Source organism: Pseudomonas sp. F-14 TE3623, assembly GCF_053629015.1.
In genome coordinates this window covers 5,113,267-5,132,249 of record NZ_JBRJHM010000001.1, presented here as the reverse complement: position 1 = coordinate 5,132,249, position 18,983 = coordinate 5,113,267, and the positions used below count along the sequence as shown (strand labels likewise).

22 protein-coding genes and 1 pseudogene are annotated in these 18,983 nt (G+C 57.9%); 12 read left to right on the top strand and 11 right to left on the bottom strand.

Annotation, left to right across the window (positions count from 1 at the left end; all coding sequences use genetic code 11):
* Positions 1-102: 102 nt before the first annotated feature.
* Positions 103-600 (bottom strand): heme-degrading domain-containing protein, encoded by a 498-nt coding sequence (locus AB7M29_RS23985; protein WP_217857125.1) that lies wholly within the window; start codon positions 598-600, stop codon positions 103-105.
* 10 nt (positions 601-610) lie between these two features.
* A complete protein-coding gene (locus AB7M29_RS23980; protein ID WP_217857124.1) occupies positions 611-1,612 on the bottom strand; it encodes a LacI family DNA-binding transcriptional regulator in 1,002 nt (333 codons plus the stop codon).
* Positions 1,613-1,812: 200 nt separating this feature from the next.
* Between AB7M29_RS23980 and AB7M29_RS23975 the strand changes: the two genes are divergently transcribed.
* The 3 genes from AB7M29_RS23975 to AB7M29_RS23965 are packed head-to-tail and all read left to right on the top strand — an operon-like array spanning position 1,813 to position 5,362.
* Positions 1,813-2,979 carry a Gfo/Idh/MocA family protein gene (locus AB7M29_RS23975; protein ID WP_454248165.1) on the top strand — a complete coding sequence of 389 codons (1,167 nt, stop codon included), beginning with the start codon at positions 1,813-1,815 and terminating at the stop codon, positions 2,977-2,979.
* Positions 2,976-4,079, top strand: coding sequence for a sugar phosphate isomerase/epimerase family protein (locus tag AB7M29_RS23970; RefSeq protein ID WP_217857123.1), 1,104 nt, complete (start codon positions 2,976-2,978; stop codon positions 4,077-4,079). The genes AB7M29_RS23975 and AB7M29_RS23970 overlap by 4 nt, the downstream gene beginning before the upstream one ends.
* Positions 4,080-4,129: 50 nt before the next feature.
* The gene (locus AB7M29_RS23965) at positions 4,130-5,362 is read left to right on the top strand and encodes a nucleoside permease (protein WP_217857122.1); all 1,233 of its coding nucleotides are present in this window, start codon (positions 4,130-4,132) and stop codon (positions 5,360-5,362) included.
* Positions 5,363-5,540: 178 nt separating this feature from the next.
* Here AB7M29_RS23965 and AB7M29_RS23960 read toward each other — a convergent pair whose 3' ends face one another.
* Complete coding sequence (locus AB7M29_RS23960) at positions 5,541-6,401, bottom strand: CAP domain-containing protein (protein WP_454248164.1); 861 nt, start codon at positions 6,399-6,401, stop codon at positions 5,541-5,543.
* A 251-nt stretch (positions 6,402-6,652) separates the two neighbouring features.
* Here AB7M29_RS23960 and AB7M29_RS23955 point away from each other — a divergent pair.
* From AB7M29_RS23955 to AB7M29_RS23945, 3 genes and pseudogenes are all read left to right on the top strand, one after another.
* A pseudogene (locus AB7M29_RS23955) lies at positions 6,653-7,463 on the top strand (AraC family transcriptional regulator).
* A gap of 90 nt (positions 7,464-7,553) precedes the next feature.
* Positions 7,554-7,940, top strand: coding sequence for a cupin domain-containing protein (locus AB7M29_RS23950; RefSeq protein WP_217857119.1), 387 nt, complete (start codon positions 7,554-7,556; stop codon positions 7,938-7,940).
* A gap of 285 nt (positions 7,941-8,225) precedes the next feature.
* The gene (locus tag AB7M29_RS23945) at positions 8,226-9,047 is read left to right on the top strand and encodes a MinD/ParA family protein (RefSeq protein ID WP_217857118.1); all 822 of its coding nucleotides are present in this window, start codon (positions 8,226-8,228) and stop codon (positions 9,045-9,047) included.
* Between the two features lie 48 nt (positions 9,048-9,095).
* Here the strand turns inward: AB7M29_RS23945 and AB7M29_RS23940 are convergent, their stop codons facing one another.
* From AB7M29_RS23940 to AB7M29_RS23930, 3 genes are read right to left on the bottom strand one after another with little or no spacing between them, the layout of a single operon-like run.
* Positions 9,096-9,581, bottom strand: coding sequence for an adenosine-specific kinase (locus tag AB7M29_RS23940; protein ID WP_217857117.1), 486 nt, complete (start codon positions 9,579-9,581; stop codon positions 9,096-9,098).
* A gap of 48 nt (positions 9,582-9,629) precedes the next feature.
* Positions 9,630-10,133, bottom strand: coding sequence for an SLATT domain-containing protein (locus tag AB7M29_RS23935; protein WP_123722066.1), 504 nt, complete (start codon positions 10,131-10,133; stop codon positions 9,630-9,632).
* 56 nt (positions 10,134-10,189) lie between these two features.
* Positions 10,190-10,762, bottom strand: coding sequence for a thioesterase family protein (locus AB7M29_RS23930; RefSeq protein ID WP_454248163.1), 573 nt, complete (start codon positions 10,760-10,762; stop codon positions 10,190-10,192).
* Positions 10,763-11,003: 241 nt separating this feature from the next.
* On the opposite strand from AB7M29_RS23930, the gene yfcF reads away from it, so the two are divergent.
* The gene (yfcF, locus tag AB7M29_RS23925) at positions 11,004-11,636 is read left to right on the top strand and encodes a glutathione transferase (protein ID WP_454248162.1); all 633 of its coding nucleotides are present in this window, start codon (positions 11,004-11,006) and stop codon (positions 11,634-11,636) included.
* A 15-nt stretch (positions 11,637-11,651) separates the two neighbouring features.
* Here the strand turns inward: yfcF and AB7M29_RS23920 are convergent, their stop codons facing one another.
* Positions 11,652-12,452, bottom strand: a complete 801-nt coding sequence (locus AB7M29_RS23920) for an alpha/beta fold hydrolase (RefSeq protein ID WP_454248161.1) — start codon at positions 12,450-12,452, stop codon at positions 11,652-11,654.
* Positions 12,453-12,585: 133 nt separating this feature from the next.
* On the opposite strand from AB7M29_RS23920, the gene AB7M29_RS23915 reads away from it, so the two are divergent.
* On the top strand, positions 12,586-12,975 hold the full coding sequence (locus tag AB7M29_RS23915) for a c-type cytochrome (protein ID WP_217857113.1): 390 nt from the start codon (positions 12,586-12,588) through the stop codon (positions 12,973-12,975).
* A gap of 124 nt (positions 12,976-13,099) precedes the next feature.
* On the top strand, positions 13,100-13,435 hold the full coding sequence (locus AB7M29_RS23910) for a hypothetical protein (RefSeq protein WP_123722072.1): 336 nt from the start codon (positions 13,100-13,102) through the stop codon (positions 13,433-13,435).
* Positions 13,436-13,506: 71 nt separating this feature from the next.
* Here the strand turns inward: AB7M29_RS23910 and AB7M29_RS23905 are convergent, their stop codons facing one another.
* Positions 13,507-13,812 (bottom strand): hypothetical protein, encoded by a 306-nt coding sequence (locus AB7M29_RS23905; protein ID WP_052967935.1) that lies wholly within the window; start codon positions 13,810-13,812, stop codon positions 13,507-13,509.
* A 326-nt stretch (positions 13,813-14,138) separates the two neighbouring features.
* Between AB7M29_RS23905 and AB7M29_RS23900 the strand changes: the two genes are divergently transcribed.
* Both AB7M29_RS23900 and AB7M29_RS23895 read left to right on the top strand, forming a co-directional pair.
* Positions 14,139-15,074 (top strand): Ppx/GppA family phosphatase, encoded by a 936-nt coding sequence (locus AB7M29_RS23900; protein WP_217857325.1) that lies wholly within the window; start codon positions 14,139-14,141, stop codon positions 15,072-15,074.
* Between the two features lie 60 nt (positions 15,075-15,134).
* Positions 15,135-15,545 (top strand): arsenate reductase ArsC, encoded by a 411-nt coding sequence (locus tag AB7M29_RS23895; RefSeq protein ID WP_217857112.1) that lies wholly within the window; start codon positions 15,135-15,137, stop codon positions 15,543-15,545.
* A gap of 120 nt (positions 15,546-15,665) precedes the next feature.
* Here the strand turns inward: AB7M29_RS23895 and AB7M29_RS23890 are convergent, their stop codons facing one another.
* Together AB7M29_RS23890 and AB7M29_RS23885 are read right to left on the bottom strand one after the other, a co-directional pair.
* On the bottom strand, positions 15,666-16,145 hold the full coding sequence (locus tag AB7M29_RS23890; protein ID WP_454248160.1) for a phage infection protein: 480 nt from the start codon (positions 16,143-16,145) through the stop codon (positions 15,666-15,668).
* 155 nt (positions 16,146-16,300) lie between these two features.
* Entirely contained in the window at positions 16,301-17,059 is a 759-nt protein-coding gene (locus tag AB7M29_RS23885; protein WP_217857110.1) for a sulfite exporter TauE/SafE family protein, read from the bottom strand.
* Between the two features lie 145 nt (positions 17,060-17,204).
* Here AB7M29_RS23885 and AB7M29_RS23880 point away from each other — a divergent pair, with 145 nt between their 5' ends.
* Entirely contained in the window at positions 17,205-18,134 is a 930-nt protein-coding gene (locus AB7M29_RS23880; RefSeq protein WP_454248159.1) for a LysR substrate-binding domain-containing protein, read from the top strand.
* A 114-nt stretch (positions 18,135-18,248) separates the two neighbouring features.
* Here AB7M29_RS23880 and AB7M29_RS23875 read toward each other — a convergent pair whose 3' ends face one another.
* Positions 18,249-18,917 carry a TetR/AcrR family transcriptional regulator gene (locus AB7M29_RS23875; protein WP_454248158.1) on the bottom strand — a complete coding sequence of 223 codons (669 nt, stop codon included), beginning with the start codon at positions 18,915-18,917 and terminating at the stop codon, positions 18,249-18,251.
* Positions 18,918-18,983 lie beyond the last annotated feature (66 nt).

The window sequence follows — 18,983 nt, the reverse complement described above, 5'->3', positions numbered from 1 at the left end:
GAGCGGGCTTGCTCGCGAAAGCGGTGTGTCAGGCGACATCAATGTTGACTATGCCGCCGCTTTCGCGAGCAAGCCCGCTCCCACAACCCGCCTGCGGCGGGGCTACTCGCCCTCAAGCGCGAGTTCGCTCGGATCAGCCCCACACATCTGGGCCAACACCTGAACCACCAAAGCATGATCCTCACGCTGGGGCAGCCCTGAAACGGTGACGGCGCCAATGCACCCCACGCCCTTGACCGACACCGGGAAGCTGCCGCCATGGTCGGCGTAATCACGCAGCGGCAACCCCATCAAACCTTCGAGTGAATCGCCCTGAAGCTTAAAGGACAGGCCTACGCGGTATGAGCTGAGTTCCATCAGTTCTACGACATTTCGCTTGCGTCGTGCCCAGTCGGCATTGCTGGCGGAGGTTCCTGGCATCGAGTAGAAAAACACCGTGTCTCGCGCCAGCCTGACCTCAATCGTGGCGGACACGCCTTGCTCTTCGCAGGCGGTTTTCAAACGGGTGCCCAAGTCCCAGGCCGTCGCTTTGTCGAAGCGCTCAAACTTCAGGGTTTCTTCCTGGAGCGCGATACGTTGCAGGTCGGTTTTGATGTCCATGATTTCTCCCTCATCCCTTTCGGGCGGTCGTACTGTTACGCACGGTTAATGTGAACGGCAGCACCATATGGCGGTCCGGGATGGGCTTTTTTTCGATGAGGGCGATCAGCATTTCAACGGCCTTTTGGCCAAAGATTTCGGCGGGTTGTGCAATGGTCGTCAACGCCGGATCACAGTAGGCCGCGAACGGAATGTCATCGAAACCGACCAACGAAATATCGTCGGGTACCCGCAAACCCTGTTGTTTGATGCGCTTCAATGCACCGATCGCCATTTCATCGTTTTCGCAAAAGAACGCGGTCGGACGGTCGGCCAAATCCAGAAGTATTCCCGCGCCATCAAAACCGGCCTGCAACGTGAAGTCCCCGTGGCAGACCAATTGCGGATCCGACTCGATACCGGCCTGGTGCAATGCATCTTGATAACCGGCCACGCGGTCGCGTGTGAGCGGGCTGCTTTTCGGGCCTTTGATCAGGCCGATCCGGCGATGGCCCAGATCGATCAGATGCTCCGTCATGGCTTTGGCCGCTGCACGATTGTCGAGGCTGATCGTCGGATGCCGTCCGCCTTGAATCACCTCGCAGGCGTTGACCAGCGGCAGTGACTCGCCGTGGGGGAAGGGCGATTCAAAAGGGTCGTAGGCGCGCAACTGAATCACGCCGTCGGCTTGGTGGGCGTACACCAGCGCGGCAAATTCCCGTTCGATTTCCTCGCGGCCCTGGGTGTCGCACAGCAGCAGTCGATATCCGGCCGCCTGCGCGGCCTGTTGGGCACCGCTGATCACCCGGGCGAAAAACGTGTTGGCGATGGCCGGGACCAGAATCACCAGATTGCCGGTTCTGCGCGAACGAAACTGTACCGCCATGAGGTTCGGCCGATAGCCGGCCTGTTCCACGGCTGCGTTGACCTTGTCTCGGGTTTCGGGGAGTACGCGTTCGGGCGACTTCAACGTTCTGGACACGGTGGCCACCGAGACGCCGGCCAGCCGGGCTACTTCACGGATATTGGACAAGACGACCTCGTTATCGAACCGGCAGATGTAAACATGGCCGGCGAGCTTACCGCAGTCGGGCCGTGCGCTGAAATGACCTTCATTTTTAATCCCGGGTTTGACACCTGAACTAACTGAGCTTAAATTTCCGGCATGATGTAACCGGTTACATCATAGTCAAACCTGAGCGCTAATCCGCCCCGAACAAGAGAAAATTCGCGATGAACGTTGTAACGGCAAAAATAAGAATGGGGTTTGTCGGGGGCGGCGAGGGCGCTTTCATCGGCAAAGCCCACCGCCAGGCCGCCGGTCTCGATGGTCGTTTTGAACTGGTGTGCGGTGCATTCAGCCGAGACGCCCGCAACAATCAGGACACCGGTGCCACGCTGGGATTGTCCGCTTCACGCTGCTACAGCGACTGGCAGCAGATGCTGGACAGCGAGCGCGCACTGCCTGCCGATCAGCGCATGGAGCTGTTGGTCATTGTCACGCCCAATCACTTGCACGCGCCGATCGCCAGCCAGGCACTGAGCACGGGTTTTCATGTGTTCAGCGAAAAGCCCGCGGCACTGAATCTGTCCGAGCTGCTGGCGCTCAAGGCCGTGGTAAAAAGCAGCGACCGCCTCTATGGGCTGGCCCACACGTATCTGGGTTATCCGATGGTCTGGCAGGCGCGCAAGATGGTGCGTACCGGCGTGATCGGCGCTGTGCGCAAAGTCATCGTCGAATACCCACAGGGCTGGCTGAGCCGGGATGTGGCCAAGCAGGGCAACAAGCAGGCGAGTTGGCGCGATCAGCCTGAGCAGTCCGGGCTGGGCGGCTGCATCGGCGACATCGGCACCCATGCCTTTTCACTGGCCGAATTCGTCGCGGACCAACCCATCGAACAGGTGTGCGCAACCTTGGGTTCGCACATTGCCGGGCGGCAACTGGACGATGACGCGGCGATGCTGTTCAAGATGGCCGCCGGGGCCAGCGGGGTGTTGATCGCCAGCCAGGTCTGCGCTGGCGAAGAGAACCCGTTGAAGATCCGCGTCTATGGCGACAAGGGCGGGCTGGAGTGGCGTCAAGAAGAGCCCGCGAGCCTGATCCATCGCTCCCTCGATCAACCGTTGAGCATCCTTCGTTCCGGTGTCGGCCAGCCCTGGTTATGCGAGGCCGCCAGCCAGCGCATGCGTTTGCCTGCGGGGCATCCCGAAGGTTATCTCGAGGCCATGGCCAATCTCTATGGTGATTTCGCCACCGCGATCCGCAGCAACGTCGAAGGCAACGATGCCCCCGGCGTGCCGGGCATCGACGTCGGGTTGCGTGGCATGGCCTTTATCGAGGCAGTGATCGCCAATCATCGCGGCGACGCGAAGTGGACCGAACTGGTCTGCAACCCATGAATCCGGAGAACGCTCTCGTGAACCACACCTCCCCAACACCGGCAGGCCTGCGCGGCCCGGGTATTTTTCTCGCGCAGTTCATGTCCGGCGAAGCGCCCTTCGACACCCTCGCCAACATTGCTCATTGGGCCGCAGCGCAGGGTTACAAAGCCATTCAATTGCCGACCCTGGGTACGCAATACATCGACCTGGCGCGCGCCGCCGACAGTCAGGATTATTGTGATGAATTGAAAGCCGTCTGCGCCCAGGCAGGCGTCGAAATCAGCGAGCTGTCGACGCATCTGCAGGGCCAACTGGTGGCGGTGCATCCGGCGTTCGATACGTTGTTCGATGATTTCGCCCCTGCGCATTTGCGCGGCCAGCCTCAGGCACGAACCGAGTGGGCCATCGATCAGTTGAAGCTCGCCGCGCGCGCCAGCCAACGCTTGGGGCTGAAGGCGCACGCGACGTTTTCCGGGGCGCTGCTGTGGCCCTATGTCTACCCGTGGCCGCAACGCCCGAGCGGACTGGTCGAGCAGGGTTTTGCCGAGCTCGCCAAGCGCTGGTTGCCTATCCTTGACTGTTTCGAGCAAGCCGGTGTCGACCTCTGCTACGAGATCCATCCCGGCGAAGACCTGCACGACGGCGCCTCGTTCGAGCGTTTCCTTGAGGCCGTCGATCACCATCCGCGCGCCGCGATTCTCTACGACCCGAGCCATCTGCTGCTTCAGCAAATGGACTATCTGGGCTTCATCGATCGCTACCACGAGCGCATCCGCATGTTCCACGTCAAGGACGCCGAGTTCCGGCCCGATGCCCGCTCGGGTGTCTACGGTGGCTATCAAGGTTGGGTCGATCGGCCTGGCCGCTTCCGTTCCTTGGGCGATGGGCAGATCGATTTCAAATCGATTTTCAGCAAATTGACGCAGTACGACTTTGCCGGCTGGGCGGTTCTGGAATGGGAGTGTTGCCTGAAGGATTCGGAGCAGGGCGCCGCAGAAGGCGCGGCCTTCATCCGGCAGCACATGATCAGCAAAACCCAAAAGGCATTTGACGATTTCGCCAGCGTGGCGTCCGACGAGCGTTTCAATCGACGGCTATTGGGTTTGCCCGACGCCTGAAAAATCTGTTTGCCCCTCTTTCCAAAAAAAACAATAAGACGGTGACTGATATGACCACGATGACTGCGCGATTAAGCGTAATGATGTTCTTGCAGTTCTTTATCTGGGGCGGGTGGTTCGTGACCCTCGGCACCTTCCTCTCCAGTAATCTTGGGGCCAGTGGCGGGCAGATCGGCATGGCGTTCTCGACGCAGTCCTGGGGCGCGATCATCGCGCCCTTTGTGATCGGTCTGATTGCCGACCGCTACTTCAATGCCGAGCGCATTCTTGCGGTGTTGCATCTGATCGGCGCGGTGCTGCTGTTGCAACTCTATCGAGCGCCTGACTTCAGCACGTTTTACCCCTTTGTGCTGGCCTACATGATGATCTACATGCCGACGCTGGCGTTGGTGAATTCGGTGGCATTCCGGCAGATGCGCGACCCGGCCCTGGAGTTCTCGCGGATCAGAGTGTGGGGCACCATCGGCTGGATCGTGGCGGGTGTGGTGATCAGCTTTGTATTTGCCTGGGATTCGCAACAAGCGATCTCATCCGGTGGCTTGCGCAACACGTTTCTGATGTCGGCCATCGCCTCCCTCGTGCTCGGGATCTACAGCTTCAGCCTGCCGCGCACCGCGCCGCTCAAACCTGAGCCGGGCAGTGTCGGCTTAAAGCAAATACTGGGGCTGGACGCCTTGGGTTTGTTGAAGGACCGCAGTTACCTGGTGTTCTTCATCGCCTCTATTTTGATCTGCATTCCATTGGCGTTTTATTACCAGAATGCCAACCCGTTTCTGGCGGAAATCGGCGTGACCAATCCAACCGCCAAGATGGCGATCGGGCAAGTCTCGGAAGTGCTGTTCATGTTGCTCCTGCCGCTGTTCATTCAGCGTTTCGGCATCAAGATCGCGCTGTTGGTGGGGATGCTGGCGTGGGCGTTGCGCTACCTGTTGTTCGCCTACGGCAACAACGGGGACCTCGCCTTCATGTTGTTCACCGGCATCGCCTTGCACGGCATCTGCTACGACTTCTTCTTTGTTTCGGGGCAGATCTACACCGATGCCAAAGCGTCGGAGCGCTTCAGAAGCTCCGCGCAAGGATTGATCACGCTCGCGACGTACGGCTTGGGCATGCTGATTGGCTTTTGGGTGGCCGGGGCGGTCACCGATCACTATGCGTCGGCTGACGGCCATGACTGGCAAAGCATCTGGCTGTTCCCGGCAGGGTTCGCGTTGGCGATATTTTTCTGTTTTTCGCTGGCCTTCAAAGGGCGGCAAAGCGCGCCAGCGCCGTCGAGCATTTGAATTATGACCCCCAGTCTGAAGAACACCAGTGGAAACCTGTGGGAGCGGGCTTGCTCGCGAATACGGTGTGTCAGGCGACGCCAATGTTGACTGTGCCGCCGTCTTCGCGAGCAAGCCCGCTCCCACAGGATTTGCGATTAACCGACTGGCATTTTAGGGGTTATGGAACGCGCTTCATTCAAGGCGCGCCAAACAGCATCGTCCAATAAACACCCTCATCGCTGCGCGAATCGGCGGCATAGGCCGCGCCCACCTGGGTAAACATCGGGTTCATCAGGTTGGCGCAATGCCCGGGGCTGGCCAGCCAGCCGGCCATCGCCTTGCTCGGTGAGCTTTGCCCGGCGGCGATGTTCTCGCCGATCTGCCGGCCTCGGTAGCCGGCGGCTCTGGCCCTATCTGCCGGCATATCACCGTCGGGATCGCGGTGGGCGAAGTAATTGCCGTAGGCCATCGCCTTGCTGTGGCCTTGCGCGGCGGCGCCCAGGGCGGCATTCCAGGTCAACGGTCGTGCGGCGGCAAAGCGTTGGCGCCCGCACAAGCGTGGCCTGGCCCGCGCCGCATTGACCTCGGCCAACAATGCCTTGCCCGCTGCTCGCGAATCGCCGACACGTCCGTCGAGCACCGGTTGCGCCAGCACCACCTGCCATTCGCTACGGGAGCGAGTGACGCCGATATCGGCGAACTGGGTATCGAGCAGCGCCCCGCAATGGTCGCTCTCAAGCATGTCAAACGCTTCATCGGCATCTTGCGCGCCGACCACGCGAATGGTGCGCACCGTCACCGCTTGATAGCCTTTAGCTTTCAAGGCGTTGCGCAAACCTCCGCCATAGCCGACCGGCAACGCCAGGTTCGATTTCAGCGACAACGGCCGCAATGGCTTGACCGTACGCCCCGCACAACGATCGGGATCGGCGCGGTAGTCGTTGATGACCTCCACCAGCTGCCGCTCCCCACTGGCATGGGCGGGGCTGGCGAGTAGCGGGAGGAAAGGCATCAGGCACAGAGAGATAAAGCGACAGCGGCGGACGGTTGGGCGCATGAACGGACAGCTCTGATGAGATGACGACGATAGGGGCAGGAACGAACAATGACCGTAGGAGCGCTTCGTTGGATGAGCTTCCCTTACGGCACGGCTAAGACTGCGGGTCTGAAGACTGGTTCACGAGGGGAAGAGACAAATTTAACGGCGCCACCGTGGGGGCTGATTCAGGCATGCACAGGTCAGTCCGCCGGGGGACATTAGCCCCGCTGGCTGGTACCGTACCGACATCCTTCAGGGGGTACAGGGACATGACGAAAACCAAGGGTGACAAAGACTGGGTAAAGCGCTCGGCTCAGCCGTTGAAGATGGAGCGCATCGAAGCCTTTTTTGGCGGCCATGGGTTTACCCCGCATCGCCACGATACGTACGCCATCGGACGAACGCTGTCGGGTGTACAAAGCTTTCAGTACCGCAATACCAAGCGTCACAGCCTGCCCGGGAAAACCATCGTTTTGCATCCAGACGAGGTGCATGACGGTGAAGCCGGTACCGAAGCGGGTTTTCATTATCGGATGATCTACATCGAACCCGCTTTGATTCAGCAAGTATTAGGCGGCAAGCCCTTGCCCTTCATCGTGGGTGGTATATCCAGCGACCCACGGCTTTGTGCCGCGACCCAGGTGCTGTTGCAAAACCTCGACGCTTGCATCGAGCCCCTGGAGGAAGACGATGCCATTTACGATCTCGCGCAAGCGCTGGATGTGCTCTCGGGTCCACGCGGGCGACGCAAGTCGTTTGACTTTGTAGCGGCCGAACGCGCGCGCGCTGATTCATGAGTCGCTGGATCGAGTCATTACCCTAGAGGAGTTAGCGCAGGCCAGTGGTCGAGACCGCTGGAGCCTGAGCCGTGATTTTCGTGCGCTGTACGGTACGAGCCCCTATCGATACATGACTCAACGACGTCTCGATCTGGCAAGAGCACTGATGTTCGGGGGCCACTCGATGGCGGAGGCGGCCGTCTCCGCAGGCTTTTTCGATCAAAGCCACATGACGCGCCAGTTCGTCCAGACCTATGGCGTCTCACCCGGCCGGTGGATGAAAAGGCTTGGCCTTGTTTAAGGGCGTTCGACTTGCACAATCATGCAATACGCAGTGCTGATCCTCTCCTAAAGTCAGACCTCGATAACGTGGCTAGTGAGGGCGACTCAAATGCATTCCCAACCCGGCGTGACAACCTGCACCGCGATTAACTTTGCCGAAAAATTTGCGTTGTTCAGTGAGCAATGGGCGCCCAAGGTCGTTGCCGAAATGAACAACTACCAGTTCAAGGTGGTGAAAATCGAAGGCGACTTTATCTGGCATTCCCATGCCGACACCGATGAAACCTTTATCGTCCTCGAAGGCGAGCTTCGCATTGATCTTCCAGAGGGCGCTGTCGTGGTCAGGCAGGGAGAAATGTACGTCGTCCCCAAGGGCGTCGAACACAAGCCTTATGCTGAGCGAGAGGTGAAGATGTTACTGATCGAGCCGCGTGGCGTGCTGAATACCGGCGATCAGGAGGGAGAAAGAACCGCCATCAATGATGTCTGGATTTAGACGTCTTGGTAGTTTCTTCATCTCTGGGTGAGCAGGGCGCCTGAGAGCCTCGCGATAGCTCAGACACATCTATCGCTACATCTGCCAGCGATCATTCAGGAGCGCAGTGTCATTCTCTGAATCAACGAATTAGCGGCGTTTTCGTTGAAAAGGCTCGATGACAGGTGGCGAAGTGCCTCTCGTCGGAAGACAACGCGGCTATTCCGCGCTTTTCAGCTATTCTTGCGGCATCTGGACGGTGGCCATGACGTACTGGCACACGATGCGCAAGGAAGGGAAGACAAAATGGATGAGGTGCATTGCGTGCAAGTTATCGCTGTGACTGGCGGTAAAGGTGGCGTGGGCAAGACAACGGTGGCGGTTAACCTTTCGTTGGCGCTGGCAAAAATGGGGCGGCGCGTCGTATTGCTGGACGCCGATCTGGGCCTGGCGAATATCGATATTCTGTTGGGGCTGACGCCGCGCTACACATTGGCCGATGTCATCGAAGGGCGTTGCGAGCTGTCTGACGCGCTGTTGCCGGGGCCTGGAGGCATTCGTGTTGTCCCGGCCTCTTCGGGCTTGCAGAGCATGATTCATCTGGAGCCGGCGCAATACCGTGCGCTGATCCAGTCCTTTAGCGATATTGGCGATAAGCTGGATGTGCTGGTGATCGATACGGCCGCTGGTATTGGTGGCTCAGTGGTCAACTTCATCCGCGCGGCGCAGGAAGTGATGGTGGTCGTGTGCGATGAACCCACCTCAATCAGCGGCGCCTACGGGCTGATCAAACTGCTCAACCTGAACTACGGTCTGCATCGTTTTCGCATATTGGTCAACATGACGGGAAGTCCGGCAGAAGGCCGCAATCTGTTTGCCAAGCTGGAAAAGATTACCGACATGTTCCTGGATGTCTCGCTGCAATACGTCGGCGCGATACCCAACGACGAATGTGCGCACAAAGCCGTGCAGAAGGGGCGTGCGGTGTTTGAAGCCTTTCCCCGTTCCAAATGCGCTCAAGCCTTCCAGGCCCTGGCTCACAACGTGGACTCCTGGCCATTGCCGACTCATCCGAGAGGGCATGTGGAGTTTTTCGTTGAGCAACTTGTGCAGAATTCGGGTAGGTGAGGGGCAAAGCCCGCCTTGTGCGGGCTTTTCCGTTTACACAGACTCAAATCACAACTTGTAGCCGATCTGCCGCAACAGATTCTTGCGCCACAGAATGTCTTCATCACCTTCAATGTCTTTGGCACAGAAGCCATCCACCACGCCCAGAATCCCGCGTCCCTGTTCCGTCTCGGCAACAATCACTTCGGTGGGATTGGCCGTTGCACAAAAAATACGGCACACCTCTGGAACCAGTTTGACGGCGTTCAACACGTTCAACGGATAGAAACCGTCGCCGAGGAAAATGATGAAGCTATGGCCCGCGGCAATGGTTTGCGCATTTTTCTGTGCAAGTTCGATCATGGCGGTATCGGTGCCGGACCATCGCACCAGGCATTTGCCGGAGGCTTCACAAAAGGCCACGCCAAACTGGATACCTGGCACGGCGTTGACCAACGCTTCGTGGATGTCCTCGACGGACTTGATGAAGTGCGTCTGACCCAAAATGAAATTCGTTGCTTCCGGCTTGTCGATTTTCAACGTGATGAGTTGCATTTCAAACGCCTCCTTTCACGATGCTGCGAACCAGGGGCTGGCCTCTAATCAAGCCGGGACGGTGTCTTGCTCAGCGGGCGGTGTCTCTGTGTAGACGCGAACTTCACCCAGTTTTCTTATCGTCGACTTAGGCAAGGTCGGCGCATCAAGAAGAATCGAATCAATGCGCTTGCGGATGTCAAAAACGATTGGGCCCAGGATAGCCTCGTCCTTGCCGCTGGCGATTTCGTCCTGAATCTCACGAGATATCGCTCCGAGTTTCTCGGCGGTGTCTTTGTGCCCGGCAGCCCGGGTATCAAAGTTCAGGAAGGTCTGAACCGAACTCAACACCAGGGTCAGGAGTGATAGCACGCCGGCTACGTATTGAAGCCATACGGGCGAGGAGTCACTGATTGAGCCAAAGACACTGGCGCTGACGATCGCCGACAGAACAACGCAGGGGATACCCAGTTTCCAGCTGAATTTCTCGAAATCCCGGGCACTGATTTCGTGTTCAATCTGCAACCGAACGATCATGCGATTCCATTTGGTCAGTAGCTCTAGCCGGCTCATGGTTGCAGTCCTTGGCAGGGGATTCAGAGGAATATTAGCTTCTATTTGGCCGCCTGTTAGGGTTCGCAGACAGTATGACGCTGAGGCGCCAGGCATTCTTCCTCTCGGAGCTGGCGGCTCATGTCGTCGCAGCTCTGCGACCAGGTTGTCAGCCACGTCGACATCTCGGGTGACTGTTCAGCCAATCCCAGCTCCCGGACAAATTCGGCTGGTGAGACCGTGCCTTTGGCCGCACGGAACAGGCCCCGCATGATGACGACGCCAACTACCCGTCCTTTGCTCACGAAGCGGTGTTCCATAAAGCTCCACTTATCGTCCCAGCCGAGTATTCGGGTATGAATCTCAAACGATTCGAACAGCTTCAGCTCCCGCCGAAACTTGCCCCAGGTATCCCCAACAATCGGCACGGCTCTATGGCGCAGGGCCACTCGATAGGCACCGCTGCGCAGGACGAAGTCCATGCGGCCTATGTCGGCCATAGTGAAATAACGGCCATTGGTGACGTGCCGGTTGAGGTCAAGATCGAGCGGCCAGACGCGCATGCGGATGACGGTAGTGGCCAGCCCATCAACCGGCTTGCGCCAAGGGCGACGAAACAGCATCAGGAACAGTCGAAACCAGAGATTCATAAATACGCCGAGGGCTGAGTAGATCGGTGCACTTTAGGGCGGAGAATGTGAGCGAGATAGGTGCGCAAATGACTTTTTTCATGTGAAAAGCGCAATTGGATCATTTCACGCGCGATGTCAGCCATTTCAGGCACTGCCCGCCAACAGGTATTCCGCTCAGGAATGCCCCCATAAAAATCATGAATTTTCTTTATGGCATTGGATCTCGTAGCGTGTCTGCTCACCATATGGAGATGATCCCGTGAATGATTCCCGCCTGCGCCTGTACGTTGATGCTCAATTCACCAGCCCCTATGCCATGTCGGTTTTCGTGGCCCTTCGCGATAAGGGCATCGAATTCGAACTGAGCCCGCTGGACCTCGACGCGTTCGAAAACCAGTCAGAAGACTATGCCAGCCTCTCGCTGACCCAGCGCGTACCGACGCTGGTGCATGGCGATTTTGCCTTGTCTGAATCGTCGGCGATCACTGAGTACCTGGAAGACGTTTTCCCTCAGACGCCGGTCTACCCACAAGACCTGATGCAGCGCGCGAAGGCACGACAAGTCCAGGCGTGGCTGCGCAGCGACCTGCTGCCCATTCGGCAGGAACGATCCACACTGGTGGTGTTTTATGGCCTCAAATCCGCGCCCTTGTCGCCGGCTGCCGAGTCGGCCGCGCGCAAACTGATCAGTGCCGCACAAGCGCTGCTGGCTGACGGCCGCGAGTACTTGTTCGGCCAATGGTCGATCGCCGATGTGGACCTGGCCTTGATGCTCAACCGGCTGATACTCAACGGTGACGCCGTGCCATCCGCCCTGGTGGAATACGCGCAGCGTCAATGGCAGCGGCCTACGGTGCAGGAATGGGTCAAACTGCAGCGTCCTGCGCTGTAGCGGTGTGAAGTCAGGTCAACTGCGCTCAATAAATTGCACGATGACCTGATTGACGACCTCAGGATGGGTAATCGGCCCCATATGACCGAGCCCCTCGAGTTCCACCACTTCAACGTTCGGCAGTGCGCCGGTTAGCAGCCGCGCCACTGCCCGTGACGATGCCGGTGAGTCCTTGCCGACCATGAAAAGTACCGGCAGGTTGAGCGAGCGGAACGCGTGTAATGGCGTCGGCTCGTTCAACAGTGCGTGAGCCCAGCCCTGCACATTGGCCACCGCGGCGGCGATGGAGGGCTTGCGTTGTTCCGGGGTTTGCTCCCAGGCCCCGGCACCCATCCAGTAGTCAATGAAGTGCTGGGTCGCTGCATCCAGGTTACCCGCCTCAAGCGCGAGCCCGGCGTTTGCGACGACTTCACGGATGGCATCTGCCTCATTGGGTGGAGGTGATTCGGCGTCGAGCAGGGCAAATAATGTGGGCTCATATAAAACCAGGGCGCGCACCCGGCCGGGGTTCTGCAGCGCCGCGATCAACGCCACTGCCCCGCCATAAGAGTGACCGACCAGAATGAGTGGTTCGCCGGCGCGGGCGAGCACCGGCTCGGCGAAGCGCGCTTCTTCACTGAGGGTGGTGACGATTCGATCGGTGGGCCATGCCGGGCTCTTGCCGGCGCCAAACGAATCGAGCGCCAGAACCCGAAACTTTGCGGCCAGATGATCTTGCAGTCCACGCCACTGCACCGAGTGACTTGCATTGGCATGAAAGCAGACAATGCCCGGGCCCACGCCAGCGTCCCGATAAAAGGGTTCGACGGGTTTCATTCTGGCTCTCCTGCAACGACATTAAAGAGACGAAGAGAGTTATAGATTAACTTCAAGGCTTCGGTGTAGCAGCCAGTCATGATGAAATAGCCGCCCGTTTTTGCTGTCAGCAACACCTGATTTGGAGCATCACATGAAAAACGCCGCCATCCTTACCTTCGCCTTGATGCTCAATACGGGGTTATTCAGCATGCAAGCAGAAGCGGCGGGTGATGCTGAAGCCGGTCAGAAACTGTTTAACCGTATTTGCGGCGGCTGTCATCAAGTCGGGACTTCGGCACGGGGTTCTTTTGGTCCGCAACTCAATGCCATCTTCGGACGCCCTGCGGGAAGCACGACGGACTATCAGTACTCAAGCGCGATGAAATCATCAGGCCTCATCTGGACTCGCGAAACACTTACCGCCTACATCGAAGCGCCAAAAGAAGTGGTCCCCGGAACCCGGATGATTTTCTGGGGCCTCAGCGATCCGCAGAAGATTGAAAACCTGCTGGCCTACCTTCAGACCTTTCAGCCGCAATAATCTGTGCCTCATCAAAATGTTTGCCGTGTAAAGGCTGTACAGATGATATCAATGAGCCATTCCATCCGTTAAAGTATGCGCCGCCCGAGAGACGGATCCCGGGTATTTCTAATGGAGTGACACAGTGAATTATCTCAGCAAAGTTGTTGCCGTAGCCCTGTTCGGTCTGGTTCTGGCGGGTTGCACCGGCACCCCGATGAAGACTCAGCAGTACGACAGCAACCAGTACACCGTTGTCGGCCACAGTGAAGCGACCGCCACTGGCCTCCTGCTGTTTGGCCTCATTCCGATCCAGCAGAACAACCGTTTCATCCGCGCTCAGAACGCCGCGATCAAGGCCCGTGGCGGCGACGCCATGATCAACACCCAGGTTCAGGAAAACTGGTTCTGGGCTTGGGCTCTGACCGGTTACACCACCACAATCTCCGGTGATGTGATCAAGCTGAAAACCGTTCAGTAAGCGACAGGCTCTGCCTTTGTGGCGAGGGAGCAAGCTCCCTCGCCACAGGTTTCTCACTTATTGATCGCACCTCACCCCCAGGCTTTTCCGAGCTCATCCAGACCCGCGTCTTGCAGGTTCTGCGCACTCATGACCACTCGGAATTTGCAGTTGGCCTGGAAGTTGAGAAAGAAGGGTTCCGCATATCCGGGAATTTCGGAAGGGTCCTCAATATCGATCAGAAAAATCCCACTTCGCATTCCATCCTGCTCAGTGAAATAAGTCGCCTCCGGCTTAATGGTTTCCAGCACGCGGTTCATGATTTCGCCGATTTTCCCGGACCTGACATGCGCGTTGAAAGGCTCATGGGGAAACTCGACCATCAGTAGCATTTTCATTATTCGATACTCTGTTGAGGTGGCGTGCTCCTTACCCGGATCCTTACTCCTGACGATGATGCCGCAAGCCGTGCGTTCAGCCGTGCCAGCGGTGGTGTGTGGTTAAGAATAGCGAAGGGTGAGAGGCTGCCGGGGCAGAGTTACGGACGGTCATTCTGGATGATTCAGCGGCGAGGTCTGGCAGCGTCAGGGTGTCTGTTCTTTTGAAAAGGCTAGAGGGTGTCATCACGGTGTCATCGAACGAATGGCAAGCTCCTCGCAAACCGTCTTGAGCGCTCAGACGGAACTCCGTCTGCGGGCTGATGAATTTGCCAGGAATCCCCCTTATGAAAGGAGACGCCTCCCTGTTTGCGGCCATTGACTTGGGGTCCAATGCGTTTCGCATGATGATCGGCCAGTCAGTCAGGCGCAATCAGGGGTTCATGATCCAGGAAGTGAAAACCTTGCGAGAGCCTGTCCGTTTGACGGAGGGGTTTCAGGGCGGGGCGCTGGACGAGTTAGCGCTGGATCGGGGATGGCAAGCGCTCGCGCGATTTGGCAAAAAACTGCGCGGCTTTGAGGCCGGTCGTGTGCGGGCAGTGGCGACCAGTGCCGTCCGCGAAGCCGATAATGCCCAACTGTTTCTGGCCAGCGCGGAGCGGCACCTGGGCTTTCGTATAGATGTCATCTCTGGGCATGAAGAGGCGCGACTGGTGTACGCCGGTGTTGCCCATACGATACCCAGTACAGAAAGCATGCGCCTGGTCGTGGATATCGGCGGCGGCTCTACGGAATTGATTCTGGGGCAGGGCACTCAGCCTCTTTTGACCGAGAGCATTGCCATTGGCAGCGGCACTTTTGGCGCGCGTTACTTTCAGGGCGGCTGTATATCGGCGAAGGCGCTCCTGGAGGCCGAGCGCGTGGCCACTCTGCAGTTTGAAAAAGTTACCCGACGTTATCGCGCGCTGGGTTGGCAGCAGACTATTGGTTCTTCAGGTACTGCACGGATGCTGGCCAAAGTGCTCAAGGCCAATGGTTTGAATGACGATGGTCAAAGCGGTATCACCTACGGCGGTCTGTTGCGCTTGTCGTTGCGTCTGCTGGAAGTGGGGCATGTTAAACAACTCAAATTGGCGGGCTTACCACCCCATCGGCTGAATATCTTGCCCGGTGGCCTGGTGCTCATGCTGGCGGCGTTCAAGGTGTTCGGCATCTCGCACATGAGTCCTTCCGAGCCGGGTTTAAGGTTGGGTGTTCTTCATGGCCTTATGTCCAAACACTAAATGACGCCGCTGTTGTAAGAAAAGAATTGTTATTTAGATCAGAAAGAATGTGAGGACGTGATGGCTGAGAAACTCCGGGTTCTGTTCGTTTGCGCAAAAAATGACGTTCGCTCACTGATGGCGCAAGCGCTACTTCGGCACACTGATTCCGAACACTTCGAAGCCTTTAGCGCGGGTCTTGTGGCCAGTGAAGTTGACCCCCGCACGCTGGAGTCTCTCGATCACGTAGGTATCGACACCACGGGGTTGCGCAGTAAAGCCATCGATGAGTTTGAGGGGCAGCCGTTCCATTATGTGATTACGCTGTGTGACAAGTCGTCCGAAGAGGCTTCGCGGATGCCCACCGCCGGAGAAGTGATCGTGTGGAATTTCGAGGATCCCGTCACCAGTGAAAAACATGATCCGTTCCGTCATGCCATTCAGGAAATCCACGATCGCCTCAAAATGTTCATCACTGTGAAGACCCGGTAGTGATGCTCGAGTGCTAGCGCTGATCATCTTTGACGACCCAGTCGGGCACTAAAAACGCATGAAAAAACCCGGCTGATGAGGCCGGGTTTTTTGGTTGAGTGTTGCGGTAAAACCATTCATTCATGCCACACGATTCTGAATCAGACGATCCGAACCACCTTCAGCGACGCGGTTTTCGATCAGACGATCCGAACCACCTTCAGCCACACGATTCTCGATCAAACGATCCGAACCACCTTCAGCGACGCGGTTTTCGATCAGACGATCCGAACCACCTTCAGCAACGCGGTTTTCGATCAGACGATCCGAGCCACCTTCAGCAACGCGGTTTTCGATCAGACGATCCGAGCCACCTTCAGCGACGCGATTCTCGATCAGACGATCCGAACCACCTTCAGCGACGCGATTCTCGATCAGGCGATCCGAACCACCTTCAGCGACGCGGTTTTCGATCAGACGATCCGAACCACCTTCAGCCAAACGGCTTTCAATCAAACGATCCGAACCGCCTTCGGCGACGACCGGATGAGCAGAGGAAGCAGCGAAAGCGTTAACTGCAAAAACCGAGAAAGCGATGCTGAGGAGGATTTGGCGTTTCATGATGGTGTGCTCCGGGGTGTTATTGGTTGGGTATGGAGCGGATGTTACGCCGAGGATTTTTTATGAGAACTTCATTGACGTGATGGTGACTATCGATGCCAGCAATGGTTGAAACGTAGTGGGTAAATGCCGTGTATACGCGTCTTTCCCCTGGTTTACAGGAACAGGTCGTAGGACAGTTTGCCGATCAGGATCACCAGCAACACCAGGAACAGAGCCCGGACAAAGGGCACGCCTTTATGAACCGCCAGCCAAGTGCCGGTCAGCGCGCCCAGGATGTTGAATGCCGCCATGGGGATTGCAATCAGGTAGAGCACATTTCCCGTCGGAATGAAGAATATTAGCGCCGCTACGTTGGTCGCGATGTTCACCAGCTTGGCCGATGCCGAGGCATGAAGAAAGTCGAAGGCGAAGCAGCGGATAAACAGGAAGATCAGGAAGCTGCCAGTGCCGGGACCGAACAGTCCGTCGTAGAAACCGATCGCACCGCCGATGACGATCGCCAGCAGTTTTTCCTTGGTGCCGATGCGCATGGGCTTGTGCAGGGCGCCGAAGTCCTTTTTCCAGAAGGTGTAGATCGCCATCAGCACGATCAACACCAGCACCGCCGGCCGGATCATCGACTGGGGCACGAACGACACCGTGGCCGCTCCGAAGAACGCCATGACAAAGGCTGAACAGGCGGCGGGGATCACCAGACCCCAGTCGATCACCACCTTGCGCACGAAGGACCGGGCCGCGAATGCGGTGCCACAGGCTGCCGCGACCTTGTTGGTACCCAGCAGCGCCGCCGGTTGTGCCGTGGGCAGCACGTTGAACAACGCGGGTATCTGGATCAGTCCGCCGCCGCCCACCGCCGCATCGATCAGGCCGGCGGCGAAGGCGAACACGCAAAGGATGACAATATCGACCATAAAATCAGGCTCTGACGATGAAGGGTTGATGAGGGGCTGCGGATCTCCCGACTATTTCATCCAGCTTCGGGTTGAACGGGAGGTTAACGGACGGGCCTTTTTTGTGTTGCAATGCCACGTTGTGAAAAGTGCAATGAGGTGGTCCGTGGCATTGAATATGTTGGGGGAGCTTGAAGCCTTCGCGACGGTGGCTCGCAAGCGCAGCTTCATCGCGGCGGCACGTACTCTGGGGCGCTCCCCCAGCGCGCTGACCCGTGCCGTTCAAGCCCTGGAGGAAAGCATCGGGGTCAAGTTGTTCAATCGCTCGTCCAATGCCGTGAGCTTGACCGAGGCGGGTGAACGCTTGTTGCCTCACGCTTACAAAATGCTGGATCTGCAACGTGAGGCGGATGAAGACCTGGCCGGTCTCAGCGGCCTGGCCTACGGCTGGATCCGCTTTTCCGCCCCCGAGTTTCTCGGACACGGGGTATTGCCCCAGTTGATCGCGCAGTACAGCGAGCGCTATCCAGACGTGAACGTCGATGTGATTTTTACCGATGAGATCATCGACCCGGTCAAGAGCAAGCTGGACTTCTCGATTCGCGGGGCGTTTGCGCAATCCAGTGAGCTGATCGGCTATCCGCTCTGGAACTACTCACGTTATCTGTATGCCAGCCCCGGGTATCTGGAGCGGCGCGGGATGCCCGACTCCATCGAGGCGTTGGAATCGCACTCGCTGATCCTGCATACGGCGCCGCGGATTCTCAAGGAGTGGAATTTTCGCAGTGAAGAGCAAGCCATCAGCTTTCGGGTTCATCCAAAGTTTCGTTTCAGCTCCGGTTTGGCGGTGTTCCAGGCGGCCCTGGCGGGCGTCGGGATCGCCCGTCTGGCGGACTGGATGGCAGAGCCCGAAGTGCAAGCGGGGCGCCTGCTGCGGGTCTGTCCCGAGTACAAACTCACCTCCAGCAGCGGTGAAAGCCCACAGATGCACGCGGTATACCCCGCCGGGAATCTGCCGCTGCGGGTGAAATCGTTGTTGGAAGTGATCCGTGGCTTTGGCGACAGCCTTGGTCGAAAGCATGCGGTGACGCTTTAGGTGGCTGGACGTTGATCCTCAATCAGTGTGAGGCGACCTTAGGCTGAGTCACCAATGAGCGTTTGTTCGCAGTTTCGCAATCGCCTCGCGGCACAAGCCTTGGCTTTACGCACATCACTCACTGGTTGAATCAATCAGCCCCTTTTCGTCATTGCGATCTGTGGGCAGCACGGTAGTGGCTGCATTGTCCCACGTCAGCAATATCTGGGTGATGGCCGCATCAATGATCTCATACGGCGTGTTATCCCGAGCGAGGATGGAAATGCCCTGCAGGAAACTGTCGAACACCGTAGCCATCGCGGGCGGGTGAATATTGCCCGGCAACTGACCGGCACTGACACCTCGCTCAACACACGCAAAAATCCCCGCGCGAGTGTGGGCGCGAGATTGGGTCAGGGCGTCGACTACCCGCGCATTCTCCGGGCTGGGCGCGCTCATCACGCCGAGGGACACCATGCAGCCCTTGGGATGGCCGTCTTCACACTGCATGCGCGCTGACTGGCGCAGCGCGGTCTCGATGGCTTGGCGTGGCGGCAGGCTCTCGTCCCACAGGCATTCGGTGACTTGGGCGAACGTCGCCAGGTAACGTTGCACACACTCATCAAACAACGCTTCCTTGGAACCGAACGCCGCGTAAAAACTCGGCGCGGAAATTCCGCCACCCAGTCTGGCTTTCAACTGAGCGAGGGAGGTCGCGTCGTAGCCGTGTTGCCAGAACAGGTGCAAGGCCTGTTCCACCGCGTGGTCGCGGTCGAAAGTGCGAGGGCGGCCCATTTGCGCCATTTCAAAACTCCTCAGGATGACGAGATAAATACTAGTCGATACATAAGTCGTTGACAACGAGCACTG